Genomic DNA, 23,571 nt, shown 5'->3' on the forward strand with positions numbered 1-23,571 from the left:
AAAATCCTGTTATTAATCACTAACGCAGGATGCAATGGCCATCAGACTTCCTCCCGTTCATGCTCTTTCCGCATTCGAGGCAGCGGCACGTCACGGTTCGTTCGCGATCGCCGCTGAAGAGTTGTGCATTACACCATCGGCCTTTTCGCATCGTATCCGCCTGCTCGAGGAATTCGTCGGCGAACGCCTGTTCGTGCGCGACGGCCGCAGCGTCAGCCTGACTGAATTCGGTCGGCGCTATCTGGATGTGGTGCGCGATGCGCTGCGTTCGCTGGCCGAATTTCCGCTGCCGTATCGCAATGCGCCGGCGCAGCCACGCGTCAAGGTGACGGTGCCGCCGACGTTTGCACGCTATCTGTTCCTGCCGCATCTGCATGAGTTCATGGCGCAGCAATCGGACGTGACGATCGAAACCTATCTGTCGGTGCCGCTGTACGACATGAGCTTGTCCGAAACCGACGTCGAGGTACGTTTCGGTGCCGGCAAGTATCCGGACATGGTGACGGAAAAACTGTTCGAAGAACCGGTGTTCCCGGTGGCCAGTCCTGCGTATCTGGAGAAGATCGGCGGCCTGGAAAAGCCGATCGATCTGAAGAAAGCGCAATTGCTGCGTTCCGCGCTGGAACCATGGCAATCGTGGTTCGAGGCAGCCGGTCTCGATTGGCCTGAGCCGGTGAACGGTTTGCGCTTCGACGATCTCGGTCTGCTGCTGGAAGCCGTGCGCCATGGTTATGGTGTCGCACTGGCGCGCGGACACTTTGCCAGCGAGATGATTCGCAAGGGCGAGATGGTGCCGTTGTTCGATATCAAGCTTGCCACACCGCAGCATGCCTACTATCTCGTCTACGAACGCAATGCGCGCGACCGGCCTGAAGTGGCAGCGATGCTCGACTGGATGAAGGGTCGCTTCATCACGCAACGACTGAAGTAGTTCTCTGCAGGTCTCCCTTCTTTCTGCCGCGCCTGATGCCCAATACGGCGCGGCAGTGCCGATTCCGGCACTCCATGAGTTGAATATTTTTCACCCGTGCGCGATGGTGCCATCGTTACACTCTAGTTCCGTCGAATAACGGTGCGCACGGTTGCGCGCCGCGGTTGCAACGCGCACAACATCGCATCGTCATGAACGCCATTTCCGCTCCATCTTTCACCGCCGAATATCAACGCACCGTCGTCGACGCGCTGCGTGCCGTTCTGCCGGAACGCAGCGTGCTGTTCGACGAGGAAGATACGCGTCCCTATGAATGCGACGGACTGGCTGCCTATAGCAGGCTGCCGATGGTCGTCGTCTTGCCGGAAAGCGAAGAGCAGGTGATCGCTGCGCTGAAGGTGTGCAATGCGCTGCAGGTGAAGATCGTGCCGCGCGGCGCGGGCACCGGGCTTTCGGGCGGTGCAATGCCGATCGCCGATGGCGTCGTGCTGTCGACGGCGCGCATGAACCGCATTCTTTCGATGGATCTGTATTCGCGTACCGCAGTCGTGCAACCTGGCGTGCGCAATCTGGCGATCTCGGAAGCGGTTGCGCCGCTGGGTTTGTATTACGCGCCCGATCCGTCGTCGCAGATCGCCTGCTCGATCGGCGGCAACGTCGCGGAGAATTCCGGCGGCGTGCATTGCCTCAAATACGGATTGACCGTGCACAACGTGATGCGCGTGCGCATGGTGACGATCGAAGGCGATGTCGTCGAACTCGGCGGCACTGCGCTTGATGCGCCAGGCCTCGATCTGCTGGCTGTCTTCATTGGCTCGGAAGGCATGCTCGGCGTGGTGACCGAAGTCACGGTCAAGCTGATTCCGAAACCGCAGCAGGCACGCGTGATCCTCGCATCGTTCGACGACGTTGCGCGCGGCGGCGATGCCGTGGCGAAGGTGATCGCCGCCGGCATCATTCCGGCCGGACTGGAGATGATGGACAAGACCTCGTCGCGCATGGTCGAACCGTTCGTGAAGGCCGGTTACGACATCGATGCCGAAGCCTTGCTGCTGTGCGAATCGGACGGCATCCCGGAAGAAGTCGACGAAGAAATCGCGCGCATGATTGCGGTGCTCGAAGCATCCGGCGCGACGGCGATCTCGGTGTCGCGCGACGAAGCCGAGCGATTGAAATTCTGGTCGGGCCGCAAGAACGCCTTTCCTGCTGCGGGCCGTATTTCACCCGATTACTACTGCATCGACGGCACGATTCCGCGCCGTGCGCTGGCGGAAGTGCTGCTCGGTATCCAGAAGATGGAAGAGAAGTACGGCTTGCGCTGTGCGAACGTCTTCCACGCCGGCGACGGCAATTTGCATCCGCTGATCCTGTTCGATGCCAACATCGCCGACGAATTTCATCGCGCCGAACTGTTCGGTGCCGAGATTCTGGAAATGTGCGTCGCCGTCGGCGGCACGATCACCGGCGAGCACGGTGTTGGCCTCGAAAAAATCAACCAGATGTGCGTGCAGTTTTCGCGCGCGGAAATGGATGTTTTCTTCGGCGTCAAGGCGGCCTTCGATCCGCCGCGCCTGCTGAACCCGGACAAGGCCATTCCGACGCTGCAACGCTGCGCCGAATACGGAAAAATGCATGTGCGTCGCGGCATGCTGAAGTTCCCCGATTTGCCACGCTTCTGATTTTGCCCTTCAATCGATGGAACAGATACTCGCCCAATTTCGCGACCAGATTCTGGCCGCCAGCCACAACCAGCCGCTGCGCATCCGTGGCGGCGGCAGCAAGGACTGGTACGGCCGTCATCCGGTCGGCGACGTGCTCGATACGCGCGCCTATGCCGGTATCGTCAATTACGATCCGACCGAGCTGGTCGTCACCGTGCGTGCCGGCACGAAGCTGACGGACGTCGAACAGACGCTGGCCGCACAGAACCAGATGCTGGCTTTCGAGCCGCCGCATTTCGGCGCCGGTGCGACGGTCGGCGGCATGGTGGCGGCAGGGCTTTCGGGGCCGCGTCGTGTGGCGGTCGGCGCGGTGCGCGATTTCGTGCTGGGCGCCGCACTGATGGACGGCAAGGGCGAACTGCTGCAGTTCGGCGGACAGGTGATGAAGAATGTGGCGGGCTACGACGTCTCGCGCCTGCTGGCTGGCTCGCTCGGTGTGCTGGGCCTGATCCTGGAAGTCTCGCTGAAAGTGCTGCCGCGTCCGGTGGCGGAAACCACATTGCGTCTGCAACTGACGGAAGAAGAAGCGATTCGCCGTCTGAACGAATGGGGCGGCAAGCCGCTGCCGATTTCGGCCAGTGCCTGGTGCGACGGCGTGCTGGCGGTGCGCCTGTCTGGTGCGCAGGCGGCGATCGTTGCGGCACGCACTGCGATTGGCGGCGAAGAGATGCCGGATGCGACGGATTTCTGGCTGGCGTTGCGTGAGCAGCGCAATGCCTATTTCGATCGCCCTGGCGCGCTGTGGCGTCTGTCGGTGCCGTCGGTAGCGCCACAGCTGAACCTCGACGGTGAACAACTGATCGAGTGGGGCGGTGCGCAGCGCTGGCTGCATGTTGCCGATGCATCGCCGCAGTTCGCGCAGATTGTGCGCGATGCAGTGACCGCCACTGGCGGTCATGCGACGCTGTTCCGCGGCGGCGACCGTGACGGCGAACTCTTCCAGCCGCTGGCACCGGCCGTGGCGCGCATCCATCACAATCTGAAGAGTGCCTTCGACCCGCAACGCATCTTCAATCCGGGCCGCATGTACGCGCAGCTCTAGCCGTATCGGGAAACGAACACATGCAAACCAATTTGGCCGATTTCATCAAGGACACACGCGAAGGCAGCGAGGCAGATGCAATTTTGCGCAAATGCGTGCATTGCGGTTTCTGCACCGCGACTTGTCCGACATACCAGTTGCTGGGCGACGAACTCGACGGCCCGCGCGGTCGCATCTACCTGATCAAGCAGGTACTGGAAGGCAAGGAGCCGACCGCGAAGACGCAACTGCATCTGGACCGCTGCCTGACTTGCCGCAATTGCGAAACGACCTGTCCGTCCGGCGTGCAATACGGACGCTTGGTCGACATCGGCCGCAAGGTCGTATCGGAACGTGTCGAGTACACGTTCGGCGAAAAACTGAAACGCACGGCGCTGAAGGAATTGCTGCCGCGTAAATGGCTGTTCGCGCCCGCGATGAAGACGGGCCAGTTGTTCCGTCCATTGCTGCCGAAAAAATTGAAGGACAAGGTGCCGCGCGCACAGCATGCGGGAACTTGGCCGACGGCTGCGCATGCACGCCGCATGCTGCTGCTGGACGGCTGCGTACAGCCTGCGATGTCGCCCAATATCAACGCGGCGACGGCACGCGTGTTCGATGCGCTGGATGTACAGTTGATTGTCGCCCCCAAGGCAGGCTGCTGCGGCGCGATCCGTTATCACCTGAACGATCATGAAGCGGCACGCGACGATGCGCGCCGGAATATCGATGCATGGTGGCCGCATGTGGAAGACGGCGCGGAAGCGATCGTGATGACGGCATCCGGCTGCGGCGTGATGGTCAAGGATTACGGCCATCTGCTGATCGACGACCCAGTTTATGCGGAAAAGGCGCGGCGTATCACCGAACTGACGAAAGACCTCAGCGAAATCTTGCCGCAGTTCGAGCAGGAACTTGCCGGCAGATTGGCAGGCAAGATGACGCAGCGTGTCGCCTGGCATCCGCCATGCACGCTGCAGCATGGCCAACAGATACGTGGCAAGGTCGAACAGTTGCTGCGCGTTGCCGGCGTCGATGTGCAGCTGTGTGCGGAAAGCCATCTCTGCTGCGGTTCGGCCGGTACTTATTCGGTATTGCAGCCGGAATTGTCGTACAGCCTGCGCGACCGCAAGCTGGCAAATCTGGAAGCGACCGGTGCAGAGACCATCGTTTCGGCCAACATCGGTTGCATCACGCATCTGCAATCCGGTACGGACAAGCCGGTGCGGCACTGGATCGAATTGGTCGACGATGCATTACGCAGTGCTTAGTGCATTAGCGCATGTATCGCATCAAGAAAAACGCCGGCAATTGCCGGCGTTTTTCTTGAGCGGAACAGATGAAAGAAAAGGTCAAAGCGGAAAGCTGAGCGACAAGGCGTGATTCGTCGCTTCATTTATTCGGGAAACTACTCATCCAGCAATTGTGCGATGTCCGTCGTCAGTTCCTCGGGTTTGGTCTGCGGCGCATAACGCTTGAATACGCTGCCATCCTTGCGGATCAGGAATTTAGTGAAATTCCATTTGATCGCTTCGCTGCCCAGTAAGCCCGGTGCGGCATGCTTCAGGTATTTGAACAACGGTTCGGCATCGCTGCCGTTCACGTCGATTTTCTCGAGCAGCGAAAACGACACGCCGTAATTCTTTTCGCAGAATGCGCCGATCTCGTCGGCATCGCCCGGTTCCTGCCCGCCGAATTGATTGCAGGGAAAGCCCAGCACTTCCAGACCGCGTTCGCCGAATTGTTGATGCAATGCTTCCAGCCCCTTGTACTGCGGCGTGAAGCCGCATTTGCTCGCGGTATTGACGATCAGCATGACCTTGCCCCGATACTGCGACAGATCAACGGGTGCGCCGGTCAGAGCGGTAACGGTGAAATCATGGACGTTGCTCATGCTGCCTCCTGCCTTTCATGCCGCGATTTACATCGCCGCCTACACGATACCCAGATGCTCGGTGCCCTTGGACAGATCGCGTCCGTGCGCTTCCTTGCCGTGCAGCTTGATCGACAGCCGCAAGTCGTTGACCGAATCGGCATTGCGTAGCGCGTCTTCATAGGAAATCTTGCCGGCTTCGTACAGATCGAACAGCGCCTGGTCGAAAGTCTGCATGCCGAGTTCGCGCGACTTCTTCATGATTTCCTTGATCTCGTGCACGTCGCCCTTGAAGATCAGGTCCGAGATCAGCGGTGAGTTCAGCATGATCTCGACGGCCACGCAGCGGCCCTTCGTATCCTTCAGCGGGATCAGGCGCTGCGACAGCATCGCCTTCAGGTTCAGCGACAGATCCATCAGCAGCTGCTGGCGGCGTTCCTCGGGGAAGAAGTTGATGATGCGGTCCAGCGCCTGGTTGGAACTGTTTGCGTGCATCGTCGCCAGGCACAGGTGGCCGGTCTCGGCGAAAGCGATCGCATAGTCCATCGTCTCGCGGTCGCGGATCTCGCCGATGAAAATCACGTCCGGCGCCTGGCGCAGCGTGTTCTTCAGTGCAATCGCCCAGTCTTCGGTATCGACGCCGATCTCGCGCTGCGTGATCACGCAATTCTTGTGCGGATGCACGTATTCGACCGGGTCCTCGATCGTGATGATGTGACCGTAGCTGTTCTCGTTGCGATAGCCGAGCATGCCGGCCAGCGTCGTCGATTTGCCGGAGCCGGTGGCGCCGACCATGATGACGAGGCCACGCTTGGTCATCACGATGTCCTTCAGCGTATCCGGCACGCCGAGGTCTTCCAGTTTCGGGATCGCCGTCGTGATGGTCCGTAGCACCATGCCGACCTTGCCCTGCTGCACGAAGGCGGAGACGCGGAAGCGGCCGATGCCGCCGGGGCTGATCGCGAAGTTGCATTCCTTGGTGGCTTCGAATTCGGCAGCCTGCTTGTCGCTCATGATGGCGCGCGCGAGTTCGACCGTATGCTGCGGCGTCAACGGCTGGTTCGATACCTGCGTCATCTTGCCGTCGATCTTGAAGGCCGGCGGGAATTCGGCGGTGATGAAAAGATCGGAACCGTTCTTGCTGAGCATCAGGCGCAGCAAGTCGTACATGAATTTGGTGGCCTGATCGCGTTCCATGGTGGGCCTTTCTCTATCGATTCTTTATTCGTAGATTCGCGTTTGTCGTATGCGCTAAAACGGCTTTGTTCGTTGCCTTAAAACGGTAAGCCAAGCACATCTTTTCTTCCACCTCGCAGCTTGCAAGCTGCTCGGATTCGTGTGGCGCAAAGCAATGCTTTGCGAAACCCCACACTCATCCAGGGAAGTTTTCCGGTGTCTTCGCCGCCGAACGCGCGGTCGCGCCGGAGATGACGTTGCGCTTCACCAGTTCTGTCAGGTTGTTGTCCAGCGTCTGCATGCCGACGTTGGCGCCGGTCTGGATCGCCGAATACATCTGCGCGATCTTTGCTTCGCGGATCAGGTTGCGGATCGCCGGCGTGCCGAGCATGATCTCGTGCGCGGCGACGCGGCCGCTGCCGTCCTTGGTTTTCAGCAGCGTCTGCGAGATCACGGCCTGCAGCGATTCGGACAGCATCGCGCGCACCATTTCCTTTTCCTCGCCGGGGAAGACGTCGATGATACGGTCGATCGTCTTGGCGGCCGACGAGGTGTGCAGTGTGCCGAATACGAGGTGGCCGGTTTCCGCCGCCGTTAGTGCGAGACGGATCGTTTCCAGATCGCGCAATTCGCCGACCAGCACGATGTCCGGATCTTCGCGCAGCGCTGAACGCAGTGCGTTCTCGAACGAATGCGTGTGCGGGCCGACTTCGCGCTGGTTGATCAGGCATTTCTTCGAGTCGTGCACGAATTCGATCGGGTCCTCGATCGTCAGAATGTGCGCGTATTCGTTTTCGTTGATGTGGTTGACCATCGCTGCCAGCGTGGTCGATTTGCCGGAGCCGGTCGGGCCGGTCACCAGCACCAGGCCGCGCGGCTTCAATGCCAGTTCGGCGAAGATCTTGGGTGCGTGCAGGTCTTCCAGCGTCAGAATCTTCGACGGAATCGTCCGCAGCACGGCGGCCGCGCCGCGATCCTGGTTGAAGGCGTTGACACGGAAACGCGACAGACCGGGGATTTCGAACGAGAAGTCGATTTCCAGACGCTCTTCGTAGGTCTTGCGCTGACCGTCGTTCATGATGTCGTAGATCATCGCGTGCACGTCCTTGTGTTCCAGGGGCGGCAGGTTGATGCGGCGTACGTCGCCGTTGACACGGATCATCGGCGGCAGGCCGGCGGACAGATGCAGGTCGGAAGCCTTGTTCTTGACGGAGAACGCGAGTAGTTCGGAAATGTCCATTTATAATCCCTGAGCCCGCCCTGACGGGAAAAGTGCCTGCTGCGCCTGATGCGGCGGCAATTGCAAAATATCGCGAAACCTTGCTTTAAAGAACTTTGATTATGTCTGCAATACGCCAGAACTTGCAAGCCGTGCGCAAGCAGATCGCCGAGGCTGCAGACAACGCGCAACGCGCGGCGGATGATGTGGCCCTGCTGGCGGTTTCCAAGACCTTCGGTGCCGATGCGGTGATCGATGCGGCCGAGACCGGCCAGCAGGCGTTTGGCGAGAACTACCTGCAGGAAGCGCTGGACAAGATGGCAACGGTGCGCGCGCAGCGGCCGGACCTGCAGCTGCAATGGCACTTCATCGGCCCGATCCAGAGTAACAAGACGCGGCCGATCGCCGAACATTTCGACTGGGTGCATTCGGTCGATCGCGAAAAGATTGCGCAACGTCTGTCCGATCAGCGCCCCGAAAAACTGCCACCGCTGAACGTCTGCCTGCAGGTCAACGTCAGCGGCGAAGCGAGCAAGAGCGGCGTGCCGCCGGAAGAGGTGGCGGCCGTGGCGAAGGCGATTGCCGCAATGCCACGGCTGCGGCTGCGCGGACTGATGGCGATTCCCGAACCGGAGGACGATGCAGCGCGGCAGCGTGCGCCGTTCAGGAAGATGCACGACCTTTTCACGCAGCTGCAGGCCGACGGTCTGCAGCTGGATACGCTGTCAATGGGCATGTCGGCCGACATGCCGGCGGCCATTGCCGAAGGCGCCACTATCGTGCGCATCGGTTCGGCCATTTTCGGAACCAGGAACTATGCAAAAGAATGAATTGAAAATCTGTTTCATCGGCGGCGGCAACATGGCGGCTGCACTGATCGGCGGTCTTGCCGGCAAGATGACGGCCGGCGCCAACATCCACGTCGTCGATCTCAACGCCGATGCGTTGCAAAAACTGCAGCAGCAGTTTGGCGTGTGTACGGCAACTGCCATCGACGATGTGGTCGTGCAGAGCGACGTCATCGTGCTGGCGGTCAAGCCGCAGCAGATGAAGGATGTGGTCGCGCAGTTGAAGCCGCATGTGCGCGCACAACTGGTGCTGTCGATCGCCGCCGGCATTCGCGCGGCCGACCTGTCGCGCTGGCTGGGTGGCCACGATGCGATCGTGCGCACGATGCCGAATACGCCGGCGCTGATCGGCAAGGGTGTGACCGGCATGGCGGCGACGGCCGGCGTCAGCGCTGCGCAGCGCGATGCAGCCGATGCGATCCTGCGCGCGGTCGGCGAGACGGTGTGGCTGGACGACGAAACGCTGATCGATCCGGTCACCGCCGTTTCCGGCAGCGGCCCGGCGTATGTCTTCTACTTCCTCGAAGCGATGCAGCAGGCAGCGCGGGAAATGGGCCTGACTGCAGAGCAGGGTAATGCGCTGGCGATTTCTACCTTCGTCGGCGCGGCGCAACTGGCGGCGCAGTCGGACGATCCGGTTTCGGTGTTGCGCGAACGCGTGACGTCCAAGGGCGGCACTACCTATGCGGCGCTGACCAGCATGGAGCAGAGCGGTGTGAAAGACGCGATCGTCAAGGCGATGAAAGCGGCGGCGGCGCGCGGCCGCGAACTGGGCGAGGAATTCGGACGCGACTGAACGTCATGACGGAAACGAAAAAAGGGGCTGCAGATGCAGCCCCTTTTTTTGATGGGTGCGACGCAATGGGCGGCGCACTATCAGTTGCTCAGCACGATCTGCGCGATGATGCCGGTTGCGATCGCGACCAGCACATAATCCGGGCCGGTCTGCACCCAGTGGTAGCCGCGCGGCGGTGCGCTCAGGCGGTGATAGCGCCAGTTATCGACGATGTATTCGTGCCGGCGGTATTCGGCCGACAAGTGTTGACCGCGATAGAAGTCGTGATGCGGGCCGGCGCCGCGGCCGTTGTGATAGTAGCGATGGTCGTCGCGTTGATCATGACGGTCATGACGATCGTGGCGATCATCGTAACGGTACGATTTATCGTGACCGCGGCCATGACCATGATCGTCGGCGAAGGCAGAACCCTGCGCCGCCAGTGCGGCAGCGATGAGCGTACAGGCGATGAGACGTTTCTTCATGTTTTTTCCTTTCGTTGATGCGGCATGTGCCGGCAGCTTGTTCGTCGGCATCGTCCTGACGAATGACGCCTGCAGATGACAACGCCATTAAAGGCGATTCGGTTGTCAGGAACCAGCCCGATTTCGGTAAGCGCTGTTACAGAATGTATCGATAGAGGGGCGGCAAGCGTGCCGGCGGGTCGCAAGGCGGATTCAGGCGGATTGCCGTGTGGCGACCTGGCCGCGGCTGACGCTGTCGCCGTCGTGCGGACGCAACGTCCAGAACGACAGCGACGAAAGGATGGTGATGGCGCCCAGTGTCAGGAAGGCGTGATGCAGCGCTCCCATCACGGCGACGTGATTGGATTGCGGCAGGCCACCCAGGAACCAGCCGGCGATGAGCGAGCCGAACGCGAGCCCGAAGCTCATCGACATCTGCTGCATCGAACTGGCGATCGTGCTGGCCATGCTGGAATCCTCGCCCTTGATATCGGCATAGGCCATCGAATTCATGCTGGAGAACTGCAGCGAGTTGAAAAAGCCCTGCGTCAGGCCGAGCAGCACGATCAGGAGGATGGGCGTATTCGGCGTGATCTGCGAGAACAATGAAATCGTCAGGCCGATCATCACGGTATTGACGATCAGCACGCTGCGGTAGCCGAAGCGCCGCAGCACGCGTACTGCGATCAGTTTCATTCCCATCGCCGCGACTGCCGCCGGCATCATCAGCATGCCGGACTGCCAGGCCGGCAGGCCCAGTCCGATCTGGTACAGCAGTGGCAGAAGGAATGGCATGCCGCCCAGCCCCAATCGCGTGATGAAACCGCCGACGACGGAAACACGGAAGGTACGCACGCGGAACAGTGCCAACTGCAGCAGTGGATGCAGCGCCGTGCGCGCGTGCAGCACGTAGGCGGCCAGCAGCGCCAATGACAGTGCGAAGAGGATGGATGCCGACGTTGCATCCAGATAGTGTTCGCCGAAGATTTCCAGAAGCCACGACAGCAGCGCGACGCCCGAGCCGAACAGTACGAGGCCGATCACGTCCAGCGGACGCGTCGCTTCGGCGCGGTAGTCGGGCATATGGCGGCGAATCATCCACAGCGCACCCAGTCCGACCGGCACGTTGACGAAGAAGATCGCCTGCCACGGCAGCCAGTGCACGATCAACCCGCCTATCGTCGGCCCCAGTAGCGGACCGATCAGCGCCGGAATGATGACGAAGTTCATCGCCGTCAGCAGTTCGGACTTTGGGAAGGTGCGAATGATCGCGAGGCGGCCGACCGGCAGCATCATTGCCGCGCTGATGCCTTGCAGGATGCGCGCTGCCACCAGCATCGGCACGTTGACCGACAGTCCGCACAGGATGGACGACAGCGTGAACAGCGTGACGGCGATGCTGAACACACGGCGCGTGCCGAAGCGATCGGCCATCCAGCCGCTGATCGGGATACAGACGGCCAGGCTCAGGATGTAGCTGCTGACGACGGCTTTCAGGCTCAGCGGCGTCACGTGCAGGCTGGCTGCCATGGCCGGCACGGCGGTGTTGATGATGGTCGAATCCAACTGTTCCATGAACAGCGCAATGGCCACGACCCACGGCAGGTAGCGTTTGACGTTGGCGTCGCCGCCTTGCGGTTCAGTGGTGGTCGGCGTCATGAGGTTGTGTCATGAAAGGGCGTCATAGCCTTGTTCTGAAAGTTGTACGAAACAGAAGCCGTGGCCGAAAGGATCGGCCATCAATGCCAGCTTGCCCCACGCGTGAATCGAAATCGCTTCTTCGAGAAACGCACCGGCTGCCACGGCACGTTGCACTGCCGCTTCGATGTCGTCGACGACGATATCCAGATGCAGCGGCGACCAGTGGCGCGTGTAGCTGCGTGTGCAATGTTGTCGCTCGTCAGTCGCGGCCGTGGCAAGAGTGCCGGCCTGTTTGTGCAGCAGATGAACAGGCACCGCGCCACCCAGCATCTCGATGCCGGCTTCGCCCAGCTTGCGGCCGGCTTGCAAGCCGAACGCCGCACCATAGAACTGTACGGCCTTGTCGAGATCGTCGACGTCGATGTTGACGATGAATTGCATGGCGGCACTCCATTCCACGGTTGATGCAGTTGGCACCGTTGGATGGCAAGACAGCAGGAAAATTCCTTTGCCGCGACGGCGAGATCTCAGCGCAGCAGGTAATCGAGCAGCACGCCGCCGAATACTGCGCCGCCCAGCCAGTTGTTGTGCCGGAATGCGTAGAAGCAGCGGTCGCGGTCGCGCGTGCGGATCAATGTGTAGTGGTACAGCGCGCAGCCGGCCGCAGCCAGCATGCCGGCTGCGAACCATAGCCGCAGTCCGTACTGCCAGCCGACGGCGAAGATGATGCCGAGCGATGCCGCATAGCACAGCATGATGGCGGCGACGTCGTAGCGGCCGAAGGTGATGGCGGATGTCTTCATGCCGATCTTCAGGTCGTCGTCGCGGTCGACCATCGCGTAGGCGGTGTCGTAGGCGATCGACCAGAACACGTTCGCCAGCAGCAGCCACCAGGCGGCTGCGGGAACCGTGTTCTGCACGGCGGCGAACGCCATCGGGATGCCGAAGCCGAATGCGATGCCGAGATAGGCCTGCGGGATCGCGAAGAAGCGCTTGAAGTAGGGATAGGTGCCGGCGATGATGACGGCGGCGATCGACAGCTGCTTGGTCAGCGCATTCAGCGGCAGGATCAGGCAGAAGGCCAAAATTGCGAGCACAGCCGCAACGATCAGCGCTTCCTTCGGCTTGATCAGACCGGACGTGATCGGCCGGTCTTTCGTGCGTCTGACGTGCAGGTCGAAATCGCGATCCGCGTAATCGTTGATCGCACAGCCGGCCGAACGCATCAGGAAGGTGCCGACGATGAAGATGACGAGCAGCCGCCAGTCGGGCACGCCATTCGATGCCAGCCACAGTGCGACCAGCGTCGGCCACAGCAGCAGCAGCGTGCCGATCGGTTTGTCGAGGCGGACCAGCCGCAGGTAGAGATGCAGGCGATTCTGTTGCACGGCGGATCAGGTCTCCAGCGGCGGTTCGTCGGCCAGCATCGTCACGCCGTTCAACTCGCACGACAGCAATGCCTGGCGCACCGCCTCGATCGCCGCGCCGCGCGTGAAGCTCTTGCGCCATGCCAGCACGACGCGGCGCGACGGCGTCGGTTCGTCGAACGGCACGTAACGCAGCATGCCGTCGGTCGGATGCATGTCCGGCACCGAGCCGCGCGGCAGCACCGTGATGCCGATGCCGGACGACACCATGTGACGGATCGTTTCCAGCGACGAACCTTCGAAAGTGCGCGCGATGCCGTCGCCGGAGGTCGAGAAGCGCGACATTTCCGGGCACACTTCCAGCACCTGGTCGCGGAAGCAGTGGCCGTTGCCGAGCAGCAGCATGGTTTCGGATTTCAGGGCATCGCTGGGAATGTGATCGCGTTTGGCCCATTCGTGATCCTTCGGCACGGCGACGACGAAGGGTTCGTCGTAGACCGGTTGCACCATCAAGCCCTGATCGGGGAAGGGCAGCGCGACGATGATCGCGTCCAGCTCGCCCTGGCGCAGCAGCTCCAGCAGCTTGACGGTGAAATTTTCCTGCAGCACCAGCGGCATCTGCGGCACGTTTTCGATCAGCGTCTTGACCAGCGGCGGCAGCAGATAGGGCGCGATCGTGTAGATGATGCCGAGGCGGAACGGGCCGACCAGCGGGTCCTTGTTCTGCTTGGCGATTTCCTTGATGGCCGCGGTCTGTTCCAGCACGCGTTCGGCCTGCGCGACGATCTGCGTGCCCAGCGGCGTCATCGAGATTTCGCTGCCGCCGCGTTCGAACAGCGTCACGCCCAGTTCGTCTTCCAGTTTCTTGATCGCGACGGACAGCGTCGGCTGTGCGACGAAACAGGCTTCGGCCGCACGGCCGAAATGCTTTTCGCGGGCGACGGCGACGATGTATTTGAGTTCGGTGAGAGTCATGTCGTTGGCTGGGCGATGGTAGAACGATGGTGGAGCGATATCGTGAAGCGATAGGGCGCGAGGCGTTTATTCTATACCTTCAGGAAATCTTCCCGTGACCCCAGCCAGCGCGCCAGATGCGCTTCGACGGTTGCCGGATCGTTGTGCAGCAATTGCTGTGCCGCATCGCGCGCGCGTTCGACCAGCCACTGGTCCGTTTCCAGATCGGCGAAACGCAGCATCGCCTGGCCCGACTGGCGCGCGCCGAGGAATTCGCCGGGGCCGCGCAATTCCAGATCCTTGCGGGCGATCTCGAAACCGTCGGTCGATTCGCGCATGATGCGCAGCCGCTCCTTGGCGACCGGGCCCAGCGGCGACTGGTACAGCAGCAGGCAGACGCTGGCCGCCGAGCCACGCCCGACACGCCCGCGCAACTGGTGCAGCTGCGACAGGCCGAAGCGTTCCGCATGCTCGATCACCATCAGCGACGCATTTGGTACATCGACGCCGACCTCGATCACGGTAGTGGCGACCAGCACGTGCACATCGCCGCGCGTGAAGGCATCCATCGTTTCCTGTTTTTCTGCCGGCTTCATGCGGCCGTGCACGAGGCCCACGCGCAGGTCGGGTAATGCGGTCGACAGCGCTGCATGCGTATCGGTCGCGGTCTGCAGCTGCAGCGCTTCCGATTCCTCGATCAGCGGACAGACCCAATAGACCTGCCGGCCTTCCAGCGCGGCGGCGTGCACGCGTTCGATGACTTCGTCGCGCCGGTTCTGGTCGATCACGCGTGTGACGATGGGCGTGCGGCCCGGCGGCAGTTCGTCGATGACCGAGACTTCGAGATCGGCGTAATACGTCATCGCCAGCGTGCGCGGGATCGGCGTGGCCGACATCATCAACTGATGCGGCACGGTCGCGGTACCGTCGCCGACGCCCTTGTTGCGCAGCGTCAGGCGCTGGCCGACGCCGAAGCGGTGCTGCTCGTCGACGATCGCCAGCCCCAGTTTCGGAATCTGCACGTCGTCCTGGATCACCGCATGTGTGCCGATGATCAGCTGCGCGACGCCGGTTTCGATGCGTTCCTTGGCCTCGCGCTTTTCCTTCACCTTCAGGCTGCCGGTCAGCCACGCGACGTTGATGCCCAGCGGCTCCATCCAGCCGGCGATCTTGCGGAAATGCTGGTCGGCGAGGATTTCGGTCGGCGCCATCAGTACCGCCTGGTAGCCGCTGTCGATCGCCTGCGCTGCGGCGAGTGCGGCGACCACCGTCTTGCCGCTGCCGACGTCGCCCTGCAACAGGCGCTGCATCGGATACGGTTGCTGCAGGTCGTGGCGAATTTCCTGCAGCACGCGCTGCTGCGCGCTTGTCAGTTTGAACGGCAGTTGCTGCAGGAAAGCTTGCGATAACGAACCGACCTTGTTTAATACTGCAGCGCCTTTCGCGCGGCGTGCTTCCTGTGCACGCTTCATCGACAGTTGCTGCGCCAGCAGTTCGTCGAACTTCATTCTTGTCCAGGCCGGATGTGAACGATCGGCCAGCGCGTGTTCGGAAATATCCGGCGGCGGATTGTGCAGCAGCTTCACTGCCGGTTCGAACGGCAGCAGGTCGTGCGCGGTGCGCAGCGCTTCCGGCAAGGTGTCATGCCAGTCTAAGCGTGCCATCGCGTCGGCGATGGTCTTGCGCAGAATCGCTTGCGACACGCCTTCGCCGGCCGGATAGACGGGCGTCAGGCCGGTCGGCAGCGGCGCGCCTTCGTTCACCATTTTGTATGTCGGATGCACCATCTCCGCGCCGAAGAAGCCGTGCCGCACTTCGCCGCGCGCACGCACGCGATTGCCTTCGGCCAGCTGCTTGACCTGGCTGCCGTAGAAATTCAGGAAGCGCATCGTCAGCGGCCCGCTGTCGTCGGCGATCGTGACGACCAGTTGCCGGCGCGGGCGGAACGCGACTTCGCAGGCCGTGACCACGCCTTCGACCTGCACCGGGCGGCCGAATGCGCGGCTGGCATCGGCGATATGCAGAATTTGCGTCTCGTCCTCGTAGCGCAGCGGCAGGTGCAGTACCTTGTCGATGTCGCTGCGCAGCCCGAGCCGCGCCAGCTTGTCGGCGATGCGGTTCGCTGGCGTCTGCGCGGGCGCCTTCTTTGCTGCCTTCTTGGCGGCGACAGCGGTGGCGGGCTTTTTCCTCGGTGCGGGCATAGTGGGCGGCAAGAGCCGATATCGTTGCGACCGATGTCAAAGCGATATCGGTTTGCGATGTCGCTTCGTCCTGTCGATTCGAATCGGTGTCAGGGCGTAAAATAGCGGGTTTTGCGAAGTTCGGTGCGCGACTGTCGGTCAGCCCTGAACAATCCTGCAACCATAGCAGTTCCGCTGCCCGTTTTCCATCCATCCGACGCATGTACACGCTTTCCGATTTCGATTTCGACCTGCCCCAGGAATTGATTGCGCAGACGCCGCTGCCCGAGCGCAGCGCCTCGCGCCTATTGCAGGTGAAGGCCGACGGCCTGACCGATCGCGCTTTCGCCGATATCGTCGAGTTGCTGCAGCCGGGCGATCTGCTGGTGTTCAACGATACGCGCGTGTTGAAGGCGCGCTTCTTCGGCATCAAGGAAACCGGCGGCAAGGTGGAAGTGATGGTCGAGCGCGTGCTTGACGCGCGCAATGTGCATGCGCAGATACGTGCGTCGAAGTCGCCAGTACCGGGCATGAAGATTCGCCTGGCCGATGCCTTCGACGTGATCGTCGGCCAGCGCGCCGGCGAGTTCTACGAGCTGCAATTCCCCGATGACGTGTTCGAACTGATCGATGAACATGGCCGCCTGCCGCTGCCGCCCTACATCGAGCACGATGCCGATACCTTCGACGAGACGCGCTACCAGACCGTCTATGCGAAGCATCCGGGTGCAGTCGCCGCGCCGACCGCCGGCCTGCATTTCGACGACGCGTTGCTGGCGAGTCTGAAAGCGAAAGGCGTGAACTTCGCCTACGTGACGCTGCATGTCGGCGCCGGTACCTTCCAGCCGGTGCGCAACGAAAATCTGTCCGAGCACAAGATGCACAGCGAGTGGTACACGATCTCGCAGCAGACCGTCGATGCCGTGCGCGCGGCGCGGGCTGCCGGGCGCGACGTGATCGCGGTCGGCACCACCAGTCTGCGCGCGCTGGAATCGGCATCGCAAAGCGGCGCGCTGCAGGCTGGCAGCGCCGACACGCAGCTGTTCATCACGCCCGGCTACACGTTCAAGACTGTGACGCGGCTGATTACCAATTTCCACTTGCCGAAGTCCACACTGCTGATGCTGGTTTCTGCGCTGGCCGGTTACGACACGATACGCGCCGCCTACACGCACGCGATCGCGCAACGCTACCGCTTCTTCAGTTACGGCGACGCGATGTTTTTGACGACGACCAAATTGGCAGGCTGACTCGAGGCTGAATGCAATGTTGAAATACGAACTCCTGAAAACCGACGGCCATGCGCGCCGCGGACGGCTGACGCTGAACCACGGCACGATCGAAACGCCGATCTTCATGCCGGTCGGTACCTACGGTTCGGTCAAGGCGATGTCGCCGCAGCATCTGGACGACATCGACGCGCAGATCATTCTCGGCAACACTTTCCACCTGTGGCTGCGGCCGGGCAACGAGATCATCGCGCAGTTCGGCGGCCTGCACGGCTTCATGGGCTGGGACAAGCCGATCCTGACCGACTCCGGCGGTTTCCAGGTGTTCTCGCTGGGCGAGATGCGCAAGATCACCGAAGAGGGTGTGCACTTTGCATCGCCGATCAACGGCGACAAGCTGTTCCTGTCGCCGGAGGTGTCGATGCAAATCCAGCGCGTGCTCAATTCCGACATCGTGATGCAGTTCGACGAATGCACGCCGTATGAAATCGACGGTCGTCCGGCGACGACGGACGAAGCGGCGAAGTCGATGCGCATGTCGCTGCGCTGGGCCAAGCGTTCGATCGACGAGTTCAATCGCGAGGAAAACCCGAATGCGCTGTTCGGCATCGTGCAGGGCGGCATGTTCGAATCACTGCGCGACGAATCGCTGGCCGGGCTGGAAGACATCGGCTTCCACGGAATCGCCATCGGCGGCCTGTCGGTCGGCGAGCCGAAGGAAGACATGATGCGTATCCTGCAGCACGTCGGCCCGCGCCTGCCGGCAAACAAGCCGCATTACCTGATGGGCGTGGGTACGCCGGAAGATCTGGTGGCAGGTGTGGCGAACGGCATCGACATGTTCGACTGCGTGATGCCGACGCGCAATGCGCGCAACGGCTGGCTGTTCACCCGCTTCGGCGACATCAAGATCAAGAATGCGCGTTACAAGGATGACAAGAAACCGCTGGACGAAACCTGCGGCTGTTATGCCTGCCGCAATTTCTCGCGTGCCTATCTGCATCATCTGCACCGCGCCGGCGAAATCCTCGGTGCCCAGCTGAACACCATCCACAATCTGCACTATTACCTGGACTTGATGAAGCAGATGCGCGCCGCGATCGAGGAAGGGCGTTTTGCCGCTTTCGTCCGCCAGTTTCACGAAGATCGCGCACGCGGCGCCTGAAAGCGCAGGTTCTCCGGGGCGTCGAACGGCAGACAGCGTATTTTCCAGTGCTAAAATAGCCGACCACTTTTCATTACTACAACCTGGAGCAACCCGTGTTTATTTCCAACGCATACGCAGCAACGGCTGCGGCCCCTGGCGGTTTCCTGGGCAGCCTGACCCAGTTCATCCCTATCATCCTGATGTTCGTGGCGCTGTACTTCCTGATGATTCGTCCGCAGATGAAACGCCAGAAGGAACATCGCACCATGATGGAAGCGGTGACGCGCGGCGACGAAATCGTGACGTCCGGCGGCATGCTGGGCAAGGTCACCAAGGTTTCCGACGTCTACCTGGCCATCGAAGTACAGGAAGGTACCGAAATCGTCATCCAGAAGAGCGCCGTCTCGACGCTGCTGCCAAAGGGCACGATCAAGTCGCTGTAATGAATACGAACCCCGCCTCCGCAGTATGGACGCGGGGTTTGATTTTCGCCTGACGCTTCACCAGAACACCGAACAAACATGAATCGCTATCCCCTCTGGAAGTACATAACGATCGCTGTCGCGCTGTTGCTGGGCATGCTGTACACGATACCGAACTTCTTCGGTGAGTCGCCGGCAGTCCAGATCAGCAGCGGCAAGGCGACCGTCAAGATCGACAGCTCGTTGATGACGCAAGTCGAAGACGTCCTGAAACGAAACAACCTGCAGGCGGATGGCGTCTACTACGAAACGATCGGTACGCAAGGCACGGTGCGCGTGCGCTTTGCTGACACCGATACGCAGTTCAAGGCCAAGGGCGTGCTGGAGAAGGCGCTCAATACCGATCCGGCCGATCCGACTTACCTGGTCGCCTTCAACCTGTTGCCGAACACGCCGTCGTGGCTGCAAAGCCTGAATGCGCATCCGATGTTCCTCGGCCTCGACTTGCGCGGTGGCGTGCACTTCCTGATGCAGGTCGATACCAAGGCCATCATGAACAAGCGCGTTACCGGCCTGCAGAGCAGCATCCGCGCCGTGCTGCGCGACAAGGACGTGCGCCATAGCGGTATCGCGCGCGAGGGTGACAACATCGAGGTTTCCTTCCGCGATGCCGCCACGCGCGATCGTGCGCGTACCGTGCTGACCGACGAATTGCGTGAGCTGACGCTGGTCGATGCCGGCAGCGGCAGCGACCTGAAACTGGTTGCCACGCTGCAACCGGCCGCGCTGAAGCAGACCATCGACGATGCAGTCCAGCAGAACATCACGACGCTGTCGAACCGCGTCAACGAACTGGGCGTGACCGAACCGATCATCCAGCGCGAAGGCGCGAACCGCATCGTCGTGCAGATGCCGGGTGTGCAGGACGTCTCGCGCGCGAAAGACATCATCGGCAAGACCGCAACGCTGGAAGTACGCCTGGTCGATGAATCGGTGATGCGCGGCACGGAGGAAACCGCGACCATCCCGTTCGGTTCCGAACTGTTCAAGGTCGGCCGCGGTGCGCCGGTCGTGCTGTACAAGGACCCGATCATTACCGGCGAATACATTTCAAGTGCATCTGCCGCGTTCGACCAGAACCACCAGCCGGCAGTGGCGATCGATCTGAATGGCGACGGCGGTCGCCGCATGCGCGAAGCGACGCGTTCTCGCGTCGGCAAGGCCATGGCGATCGTGCTGTTCGAAAAGGGCAAGGGCGAAGTGCTGACGGTGGCAACGATCCGCGACGAACTCGGTTCGCGCTTCCAGATCACCGGCATGGGTACGCCGGAAGCCGCCAGCGATCTGGCGCTGCTGCTGCGTGCCGGTTCGCTGGCGGCGCCGATGGAAATCATCGAGGAACGTACCATCGGACCGCAGCTCGGCGCCGAGAACATCAGGAAGGGCTTCGACGCGGTGCTGTACGGCTTCCTCGCGATCGCTGCCTTCATGATCGTCTACTACCGCATGTTCGGCTTCTTCAGCGTGTTTGCGCTGGCGGTCAACCTGATGCTGCTGGTGGCGCTGTTGTCGCTACTGCAGGCGACGCTGACCTTGCCGGGTATCGCCGCTATCGCGCTGACGCTGGGTATGGCGATCGATGCCAACGTGCTGATCAATGAACGCATACGCGAGGAATTGCGCGCCGGGCATGCGCCGCATACGGCGATCTCGGTGGGCTTCGAGCGCGCATGGGCGACGATTCTGGATTCCAACGTGACGACGCTGATCGCCGGTCTGGCGCTGCTGATCTTCGGTTCCGGCGCGGTGCGCGGTTTTGCGGTCGTGCACTGCCTTGGCATCCTGACGTCGATCTTCTCGTCGGTCATCGTGTCGCGCGGCGCGGTCAACCTGTGGTACGGCCGCAAGAAGAAGCTGCAATCGATTTCGATCGGCCAGGTCTGGAAGGCCAAGGAATAACAAAACAGTTGTAAAAGTCCTCGCCACGAATAGGGCGCGGACCTGCGAATGACATCACGCGGCGCAGAAGGCGTCGCATCGAGAGGAAGCAATGGAATTTTTCCGCATCAAGAAAGACATTCCGTTCATGCGCCACGCGTTGGTCTTCAACGTGATTTCCGCATTGACGTTCGTCGCCGCCGTGTTCTTCCTGTTCCACCGCGGCCTGCATCTGTCGATCGAATTCACCGGCGGCACGGTGATGGAAGTCGAGTATTCGCAGGCAGCCGACGTGGACGGTGTACGCACGGCGATCGAGGACTTGGGTTATACCGACATGCAGGTGCAGAGCTTCGGCACCGCGCATGACGTGCTGATCCGCCTGCCGGCCAAGCAGGGTATGGATTCCGGCGCACTGAGCCAGAAGGTGATCGGTGCGTTGAAGGCGCAGCATCCAGACGTCATACTAAAGCGCGTGGAATTCGTCGGCCCGCAGGTCGGCGACGAGCTGACGCATGACGGCCTGATGGCGCTGGGCATGCTGGTGATCGGCATCGTCATCTATCTGGCGTTCCGCTTCGAATGGAAATACGCAGTCTCGGCGATTCTGGCCAACCTGCATGACGTCGTCATCATTCTCGGCTTCTTCGCTTTCTTCCAGTGGGAATTCTCGCTGACGGTGCTGGCGGCGGTGCTGGCCGTGCTCGGCTATTCGGTCAACGAATCGGTGGTCGTGTTCGACCGTGTGCGCGAAACCTTCCGCGACCGAAAGCATGGCAAGATGGCCGTGCCCGATGTGTTGAACCATGCGATCACCAGCACGATCTCGCGCACCATCATCACACACGGCTCGACGCAGCTGGTCGTGCTGTCGATGCTGTTCTTCGGCGGCCCGACGCTGCATTACTTCGCGATGGCACTGACGATCGGTATCTGCTTCGGTATCTATTCCTCCGTGTTCGTTGCGGCGGCGCTGGCGATGTGGCTGGGTGTCAAGCGTGAGGATTTGCTGAAGCCGGCAAAGGAAAAAGTGGAGAACGACGGCGCAGTCGTTTGAGAGCAGCCTTCGGGCAGGCATCTTTAGAAAAAGCCGCGTTTCGAGAGAAGCGCGGCTTTTTTCTTGGCATCTGACGAGACTGAGGCAGGTATATAATCGCCCTTCAGGAGATGGCATTCCTCCTCGAACCGCCCGGCGCCTGCCGGGCTGATGATGCCTGCGGAACCCGGTGACGGGGCTGCGGGCGTTTTCCTGACGTTCTCGTTGCCGGGATGGTGAAAAACTCAACCACTCGGTCATATGAAACGCTCTCTCTCTTTCCCGTCTTTTTCTTTCCTGCGCTCCGCATCGCCGTGTCGACGGTCTTGCGGCTGCCCTGTCTCGCTTTCTTTCGCTGGACCCGTCCGGGCAGATCTTGCCGACACCGCAGGTGAGGCATCGTCACGCAAGGAGCCATCATGCTGAAATCCATTCTGGTCGTCAGTGCCGGCGGCGCAATCGGTTGTGTGGCACGCTGGGTCGTGGGCGCGAAGTTGAACAGCGTGCTGCCGTCGATTCCGCTCGGCACCTTGCTCGCCAATCTTGCCGGCTGTTACCTGATCGGCCTGGCGATCGCCTATCTCGGTGCGCGTCCCGAACTTGCGCCGGAGTGGCGCTTGTTCATCGTGACGGGTTTCCTGGGCGGGTTGACGACGTTTTCCACCTTGTCTGCCGAGGTGGCGATTGCCTTGCAGGCAGGACGTCTGGCAACGGCTTTCGGCGAACTGGCCTTGCATGTCGGCGGCGGTTTGCTGCTGGTTTTTCTCGGCATGGCGACGGCCGTGTCCTTGCGTTGAAAGGAGAGGGCAATGAAAGGATTTCAGATCACGTTTTTCACGCAGCAGGATCGCAAGCACAAAGGTCAGTCGCTGGCGGAATGGCTGCTGGCGTTCGCGCATCGGCACGGTGTGCAGGAAGCGGTGCTGGCTGCCGATGGCGAAGGATATGACGATAAGGGGCGCTTCCATTCTGCGCATTTTTTCGAATTGGCGGATCAGCCGGTGGAAGTGCGCGTGGCGGTGGATGAAGAGACGGCAGAGCGCTTGTTCGCTGCGCTGGCACAGGAAGATGTGGCGGTGTTCTACGTGAAGACGCCGGTGGAGTTCGGCCTGATAGGACGCGCCGCCTGTTGAAGAAAATACAGGCGGTGATGAAGTCGGAAATCAGTAGCGCGGCTTGGGATCGTTGCCGGTCAGGTTGCGGTACAGCCGCGTCAATTCCTGTTCGAGTGCGTCGAAATCCTTGTCCGCATAGTGGGCGAAAGCCTGTTTGCCGAACGCGATCTGCGGCGCAAAGACGCGCTTGAATTCCGCCTCGCCTTTCTTCGTCAGCTTCACGATCGTGCTGCGTCGGTCTTCCTGCTGTGTGACGCGCACGACGAGATCCTTCTCCTGCAGCCGATCGACGACGCCGGTCAGTGTGCCCTTGGTGATCAGCGTCTTTTCGCCCAGTTCCTTGAACGTCATGCCGTCGGTGTTACCCAGCGTGGCGACGATATCGAACTGCGAAGGCGTCAGGCCGGTGCGGCTGCGGATATTGGCACCGGACTGGCGGCCGAATGCGTGATAGCACTCTGCCAGCAGGCGGATGCTGCGGAGGTAGCGTTCTGTCATGGCGTATGCGGGATAA

23 protein-coding genes and 1 riboswitch are annotated in these 23,571 nt (G+C 61.3%); of the genes, 13 read left to right on the forward strand and 10 right to left on the reverse strand.

The annotated features are described in order from the left end of the window. The first annotated feature begins 34 nt into the window (after positions 1 to 34). The 4 genes from IEV40_RS13215 to glcF all read left to right on the forward strand — a co-directional run bounded on the left by IEV40_RS13215 (position 35) and on the right by glcF (position 4,944). Complete coding sequence (locus IEV40_RS13215; protein ID WP_188422551.1) at positions 35 to 931, forward strand: LysR substrate-binding domain-containing protein; 897 nt, start codon at positions 35 to 37, stop codon at positions 929 to 931. Between the two features lie 191 nt (positions 932 to 1,122). Continuing rightward, entirely contained in the window at positions 1,123 to 2,610 is a 1,488-nt protein-coding gene (locus IEV40_RS13220; RefSeq protein ID WP_188422552.1) for an FAD-linked oxidase C-terminal domain-containing protein, read from the forward strand. Between the two features lie 16 nt (positions 2,611 to 2,626). Further along, positions 2,627 to 3,694 (forward strand): glycolate oxidase subunit GlcE, encoded by a 1,068-nt coding sequence (gene glcE, locus IEV40_RS13225; RefSeq protein ID WP_188422553.1) that lies wholly within the window; start codon positions 2,627 to 2,629, stop codon positions 3,692 to 3,694. A gap of 20 nt (positions 3,695 to 3,714) precedes the next feature. Further along, entirely contained in the window at positions 3,715 to 4,944 is a 1,230-nt protein-coding gene (gene glcF, locus IEV40_RS13230) for a glycolate oxidase subunit GlcF (protein ID WP_188422554.1), read from the forward strand. Positions 4,945 to 5,081: 137 nt separating this feature from the next. On the opposite strand, the gene IEV40_RS13235 is transcribed toward glcF, so the two are convergent. The 3 genes from IEV40_RS13235 to IEV40_RS13245 form a co-directional block, all read right to left on the reverse strand. Beyond that, the gene (locus IEV40_RS13235) at positions 5,082 to 5,567 is read right to left on the reverse strand and encodes a glutathione peroxidase (RefSeq protein WP_188422555.1); all 486 of its coding nucleotides are present in this window, start codon (positions 5,565 to 5,567) and stop codon (positions 5,082 to 5,084) included. Positions 5,568 to 5,606: 39 nt separating this feature from the next. Then, positions 5,607 to 6,743, reverse strand: a complete 1,137-nt coding sequence (locus IEV40_RS13240) for a PilT/PilU family type 4a pilus ATPase (RefSeq protein WP_188422556.1) — start codon at positions 6,741 to 6,743, stop codon at positions 5,607 to 5,609. Between the two features lie 175 nt (positions 6,744 to 6,918). Then, the gene (locus tag IEV40_RS13245) at positions 6,919 to 7,962 is read right to left on the reverse strand and encodes a type IV pilus twitching motility protein PilT (protein WP_188422557.1); all 1,044 of its coding nucleotides are present in this window, start codon (positions 7,960 to 7,962) and stop codon (positions 6,919 to 6,921) included. Positions 7,963 to 8,063: 101 nt separating this feature from the next. On the opposite strand from IEV40_RS13245, the gene IEV40_RS13250 reads away from it, so the two are divergent. Together IEV40_RS13250 and proC are read left to right on the forward strand one after the other, a co-directional pair. After that, positions 8,064 to 8,771, forward strand: a complete 708-nt coding sequence (locus IEV40_RS13250) for a YggS family pyridoxal phosphate-dependent enzyme (protein ID WP_188422558.1) — start codon at positions 8,064 to 8,066, stop codon at positions 8,769 to 8,771. Further along, complete coding sequence (gene proC, locus IEV40_RS13255) at positions 8,758 to 9,585, forward strand: pyrroline-5-carboxylate reductase (protein ID WP_188422559.1); 828 nt, start codon at positions 8,758 to 8,760, stop codon at positions 9,583 to 9,585. The genes IEV40_RS13250 and proC overlap by 14 nt, the downstream gene beginning before the upstream one ends. Positions 9,586 to 9,665: 80 nt before the next feature. Here the strand turns inward: proC and IEV40_RS13260 are convergent, their stop codons facing one another. From IEV40_RS13260 to recG, 6 genes are all read right to left on the reverse strand, one after another. Beyond that, a complete protein-coding gene (locus tag IEV40_RS13260; protein ID WP_188422560.1) occupies positions 9,666 to 10,049 on the reverse strand; it encodes an RcnB family protein in 384 nt (127 codons plus the stop codon). A gap of 192 nt (positions 10,050 to 10,241) precedes the next feature. Further along, entirely contained in the window at positions 10,242 to 11,687 is a 1,446-nt protein-coding gene (locus IEV40_RS13265; protein WP_188422561.1) for a DHA2 family efflux MFS transporter permease subunit, read from the reverse strand. Positions 11,688 to 11,696: 9 nt separating this feature from the next. After that, a complete protein-coding gene (locus tag IEV40_RS13270) occupies positions 11,697 to 12,110 on the reverse strand; it encodes a VOC family protein (protein WP_188422562.1) in 414 nt (137 codons plus the stop codon). 86 nt (positions 12,111 to 12,196) lie between these two features. Next, positions 12,197 to 13,057 (reverse strand): 4-hydroxybenzoate octaprenyltransferase, encoded by an 861-nt coding sequence (gene ubiA / locus IEV40_RS13275; RefSeq protein WP_188422563.1) that lies wholly within the window; start codon positions 13,055 to 13,057, stop codon positions 12,197 to 12,199. A gap of 6 nt (positions 13,058 to 13,063) precedes the next feature. Further along, a complete protein-coding gene (locus IEV40_RS13280; RefSeq protein ID WP_188422564.1) occupies positions 13,064 to 14,011 on the reverse strand; it encodes a LysR substrate-binding domain-containing protein in 948 nt (315 codons plus the stop codon). A 71-nt stretch (positions 14,012 to 14,082) separates the two neighbouring features. Continuing rightward, a complete protein-coding gene (recG, locus tag IEV40_RS13285) occupies positions 14,083 to 16,191 on the reverse strand; it encodes an ATP-dependent DNA helicase RecG (RefSeq protein WP_188422747.1) in 2,109 nt (702 codons plus the stop codon). A gap of 200 nt (positions 16,192 to 16,391) precedes the next feature. On the opposite strand from recG, the gene queA reads away from it, so the two are divergent. From queA to IEV40_RS13320, 7 genes are all read left to right on the forward strand, one after another. Continuing rightward, positions 16,392 to 17,420: a tRNA preQ1(34) S-adenosylmethionine ribosyltransferase-isomerase QueA gene (queA, locus tag IEV40_RS13290; protein ID WP_188422565.1), complete on the forward strand. Its 1,029-nt coding sequence runs from the start codon at positions 16,392 to 16,394 to the stop codon at positions 17,418 to 17,420. 16 nt (positions 17,421 to 17,436) lie between these two features. Next, positions 17,437 to 18,564, forward strand: coding sequence for a tRNA guanosine(34) transglycosylase Tgt (gene tgt / locus IEV40_RS13295; protein WP_188422566.1), 1,128 nt, complete (start codon positions 17,437 to 17,439; stop codon positions 18,562 to 18,564). A 95-nt stretch (positions 18,565 to 18,659) separates the two neighbouring features. After that, positions 18,660 to 18,989 (forward strand): preprotein translocase subunit YajC, encoded by a 330-nt coding sequence (gene yajC, locus IEV40_RS13300; RefSeq protein WP_188422567.1) that lies wholly within the window; start codon positions 18,660 to 18,662, stop codon positions 18,987 to 18,989. A 78-nt stretch (positions 18,990 to 19,067) separates the two neighbouring features. Further along, a complete protein-coding gene (gene secD / locus IEV40_RS13305; RefSeq protein WP_188422568.1) occupies positions 19,068 to 20,927 on the forward strand; it encodes a protein translocase subunit SecD in 1,860 nt (619 codons plus the stop codon). A 91-nt stretch (positions 20,928 to 21,018) separates the two neighbouring features. Continuing rightward, positions 21,019 to 21,963, forward strand: coding sequence for a protein translocase subunit SecF (gene secF, locus IEV40_RS13310; RefSeq protein ID WP_188422569.1), 945 nt, complete (start codon positions 21,019 to 21,021; stop codon positions 21,961 to 21,963). Positions 21,964 to 22,060: 97 nt separating this feature from the next. Further along, a riboswitch (Fluoride riboswitch) is annotated at positions 22,061 to 22,130 on the forward strand. A gap of 231 nt (positions 22,131 to 22,361) precedes the next feature. Further along, the gene (gene crcB, locus IEV40_RS13315) at positions 22,362 to 22,739 is read left to right on the forward strand and encodes a fluoride efflux transporter CrcB (protein ID WP_188422570.1); all 378 of its coding nucleotides are present in this window, start codon (positions 22,362 to 22,364) and stop codon (positions 22,737 to 22,739) included. 12 nt (positions 22,740 to 22,751) lie between these two features. Further along, the gene (locus tag IEV40_RS13320) at positions 22,752 to 23,075 is read left to right on the forward strand and encodes a DUF190 domain-containing protein (protein ID WP_188422571.1); all 324 of its coding nucleotides are present in this window, start codon (positions 22,752 to 22,754) and stop codon (positions 23,073 to 23,075) included. Between the two features lie 30 nt (positions 23,076 to 23,105). Here IEV40_RS13320 and IEV40_RS13325 read toward each other — a convergent pair whose 3' ends face one another. Further along, positions 23,106 to 23,555, reverse strand: a complete 450-nt coding sequence (locus tag IEV40_RS13325; protein WP_188422572.1) for a MarR family winged helix-turn-helix transcriptional regulator — start codon at positions 23,553 to 23,555, stop codon at positions 23,106 to 23,108. Positions 23,556 to 23,571 lie beyond the last annotated feature (16 nt).

Origin of the sequence: Oxalicibacterium solurbis (assembly GCF_014635845.1) — a bacterium.
Taxonomy (GTDB): Bacteria; Pseudomonadota; Gammaproteobacteria; order Burkholderiales; family Burkholderiaceae_D; genus Oxalicibacterium; species Oxalicibacterium solurbis.